Genomic DNA, 3,555 nt, shown 5'->3' on the forward strand with positions numbered 1-3,555 from the left:
GTGAAGAGGAAGTAAGACGTGTTATTGGAAATCTTCCTTTTCAATTTAAAGAGCTAGCTGAAATAACAGAAGTAAGAGACATCGGAAGTAAATGGCTAGATACTCAAGTTGCTTTTAAAAACTATGCGATTGAGTTGACTTGGAAAGAGCCTGAAGATCAAATGCTGGTAGATAAAATTATTAGTGTTGATTTACAAAAAGTGGTCGATTGGAGCACTCAAGGCGTGATTACTTCGGCTTATATAAAAAATCAATCTATTGCCGAGCCGAAGCCAAATCAGACAGCGATGATTCGACCAATATATTCTATCGCGGTATTGGCAAAGGATGAGCAACATGCTCTTGATATTGCTAATGAACTTAACGCGGTTAAATTAGGCTTCGCTAGCGTCAATGTCAGTGAATTGGGCTTTAAATTATCCCTGTGATTTTGAATTAATGTAAACCCTCGTGTTATTCTAAGGTGAGATTATTAACAGTGTTAGCTCACCTTATGAATAATAATAAATTACAAGAGTATGATTTGGTTATTGAACTTGATGACCGTACATTGATTAACCCGTCATTGAATAAAGTCGTGACATTGTCGTCATCAGAGTGTCTGCTTTTAAAGCATTTAATGGACAACTGCTCACAAACTTTAGGTCGTGAATTCCTTTTAACGCATTGTTGGCCGGGGCGCATTGTTACTAACAGCTCTCTGAATGTCGCAATCAAAAATGTTCGCAGTGCGCTCAAAGAAGTAGGGTCCGACTGCAAAGTGATTACGGTACAAAAGGAAGGCTATTGCTTTGTTGCTCCTGAGAATAGTGCCGTACCTGATAGCTTTGTTGCACCTGATACCTTTGTTGCACCTGAGAGCTTTGTCGCATCTGATAGCAGTGTCGTATCTGAAAGCCTTATAGGAGCAGAAAAATCAGCAGCATCAGAACACTTTGCCGAACAAGACAAAGACATACCGAAATCTGCCAGTTTGGGAGACAAGGAGGATTCTACTCGCTCGGAATTCACTGTGTTGGAGTCAAAATCAGCTTCTGATTTAAATGAATCAGCTGACACTCACGGGCTATCAGAGAATACTCAAGCACAAGGCAAGCATGCATCTTCTAAGTTTATGCCGCTTGTTAGCGGACTCGCGGTAAGTCTGTTTATAGTCATTATCCTGTCTTATCTTGGGTTGTTTATGGAAAGAGCTTCCATCAAGGGTGTCGATGTATACCACGACAATGTCGAGTTAGAACCAGAGTTGGTGGAAGACTTAACCTCACTTGCTAAGCCTGGCGTAGAGGCGATCTATCTCCACCGTATGGGTATAGAGTGTGGTGGCATGCAAGTGGTGGTGTTAGACGAAAGTGGTTGGCACGACATTAGCGCAGATTTCAAATCTAGGCGCTGCTCACAAGGTCAGAAAGAGGCTGAAAAGGTAGAAGGAACTGCAGATGAAGCGTAACTTTTGGCTGCCGATTGTTGTAACCGTATTTGTGATCTTAGCGTTTGGCTTGGTCTCCGGAGTAGCGACCAAAGGTTCGTATCAGTTTGAAAGCCAGTACGATAATTATGGCCGGGAGGTTTTGACCCTTGAGCTAAAAAACGGACGCTCAAAAATGCGCTATGTTGGCTACGACCGAAACGGACGAGTCGTGCAAACCAAACAGTTGTTCGGTGTGTTTTTGCGTTGGGGGAATCACTACTATTTCTATCAGCTTGAACAGCACCAAGCCCACGGGAATCAAACCTTCAACGTTAAAAATCTGTTTATCAAGCACCATGACAACAAGCGTAGTGTTTTGATCTCCGATCAGCGAGGTGCGTACATTACGAAAGACGGTGCGATCTTAGAGCTCAATGGCATTCTTTACGGGAAGGCAATGCGTTGATTGTGATGCAGCACACTGAGGTGATTAGTGAGATCTGGTTGGTTGGAATGGGGTGTTACTAATAATCTAGAGCAGCGTTGGGTTCATTGCCTAACGCTGCTTATTTGCATGATTGGCTTAGTCTTCGCCAAGTACGTCAAGTTTGCTCTTGATGAAATCTTTGTGGTCAACGTAGAGCAGTTCAGCGGTTTTTCTGATCACTGAATCTTCAAGTGGATCAATCTCTCCATCGGCATGAGCCACTTCCCACATTGCCTTAATCAGGTCGATTCGCACTGGCTGTGATAGCTCACGCAGTTGGGAGGTGAAATCATACAAAGAAACAGATTGTTCAACTTGCGGCTCAGCTTGTTGTAACAAGGCTTTCGACTCTTCTTCCGTAATGCCCAACAGACGTTGCAGTAAGTTCAACTTCGCTTCTTGTTCTGATTCGTTGATCTCATGGTCTGCGCCTGCGACTTCGCATAACAAACTGGCGATAGCTAAGTTTGGTGAGGCAGTAGGCGTTTTGCCTAAATCAGAGCCTTCGACCAACTGTTTAAATAACGATGTAAGTGAATTAAACATAAGAGCGTTCCAGTAATGGTGAATAATATAACTATTGGGCCTACAGAGTGTGATCGCAAGCCCCTTTACTTAAAACTGACATTACGTATAAGCCAGTAATAAGGAACATATTAGGTTGGCTCTGGAAAACGCGTTACTTTGCCATCGCCGCTTAGGGTGGTGATGGATTGTGGTTTGCCTTCGCTATCTAGCCTTAATTCACCAATCGCGCTGCGGTTCGAAAGGCGATAGAAGGTTTGATTGTCTGGGCTTCGCTTTTCTATTTTTAAACGCTTACGTTTGGTGAAATAGTTAAGCACCGAGCGTGGGCTATACAACAGCCGGTCACATACGTCGCAGAATTTTAGCAATGGCGCAGGGAACTGGTTTTTAATACCGCTGCAGGTAATCTGGTAAATGTTCGGACTGTTGCGGCGATATCTAAGCTTAATGTCGTAAGCAAAGGAGTAGTGTACATCACCAGAAAGTACCACGAAGTTCGTTGGTGTTTTGGTATGAGTAAAGATACTAATCAGCGTGTTGGCACTACCAGGGTGCGCCATCCAGTTCTCAGCATCAATCACCAGTGGCTTACCTACTGTGGTAGCCATCTTTTGCAGCGTTTCAATAAACTTCACGCCAAACATCGGTGCGGCGGAGATAATCACCACTTTATCTTGATGAAGTAACTGATGTTGGAGTTCAACCAATGCTTCCCAGTCCATCAAGCCGGACGGTTTGTTCATCCGAGACTCGGAGCGCCAGCGGCGGGTACGAGTATCCAACACAATCACTTTCGGCGAAGTGTTGATGGTGTAGTGCCACTCTTCAAAGCGATCGAGCATTTCAAGATACTGTTTGTGTCTTGCAGGTTCGAGTTGCCCAATAGGCGCTTCAATAGCTTTTTCGCTCTGATTGGTATTCACCAACTCCGAGAACAGCTCTTTCGTTTGCTCCATAAAATCGTGGTTGAAGTTCTCCGGTGCATTACCCCAACCTTGGCACATCCAATAAGCCGCAAGGCCGTTACCAATGACTTGTGTCGCAAACTGGTTTTGAACCACCGCATGCTCCCAACCAACGGTGAGGTTCCAGTCGTCAGTGACATCATGATCATCGAAGATCATGTACG

Annotated in this window: 4 protein-coding genes and 1 pseudogene; 3 read left to right on the forward strand and 2 right to left on the reverse strand. The window is 44.3% G+C overall.

Annotation, left to right across the window (positions count from 1 at the left end):
- From BCT81_RS24790 to BCT81_RS24800, 3 genes are all read left to right on the forward strand, one after another.
- A partial coding sequence (locus BCT81_RS24790; RefSeq protein WP_102426185.1) for a hypothetical protein occupies positions 1–428 on the forward strand: 428 nt, incomplete at its 5' end.
- Positions 429–493: 65 nt separating this feature from the next.
- Positions 494–1,450, forward strand: coding sequence for a winged helix-turn-helix domain-containing protein (locus BCT81_RS24795; protein WP_102426186.1), 957 nt, complete (start codon positions 494–496; stop codon positions 1,448–1,450).
- A complete protein-coding gene (locus BCT81_RS24800; RefSeq protein ID WP_102426187.1) occupies positions 1,440–1,877 on the forward strand; it encodes a hypothetical protein in 438 nt (145 codons plus the stop codon). The genes BCT81_RS24795 and BCT81_RS24800 overlap by 11 nt, the downstream gene beginning before the upstream one ends.
- Positions 1,878–1,994: 117 nt before the next feature.
- Here BCT81_RS24800 and BCT81_RS24805 read toward each other — a convergent pair whose 3' ends face one another.
- Both BCT81_RS24805 and BCT81_RS24810 read right to left on the reverse strand, forming a co-directional pair.
- Positions 1,995–2,444, reverse strand: a complete 450-nt coding sequence (locus tag BCT81_RS24805) for a TerB family tellurite resistance protein (RefSeq protein WP_008222106.1) — start codon at positions 2,442–2,444, stop codon at positions 1,995–1,997.
- 110 nt (positions 2,445–2,554) lie between these two features.
- A pseudogene (locus tag BCT81_RS24810) lies at positions 2,555–3,555 on the reverse strand (alkaline phosphatase family protein); the annotation flags it as partial.

The organism is Vibrio sp. 10N.261.52.A1 (assembly GCF_002876325.1).
GTDB classification, from domain to species: Bacteria; Pseudomonadota; Gammaproteobacteria; order Enterobacterales; family Vibrionaceae; genus Vibrio; species Vibrio chagasii.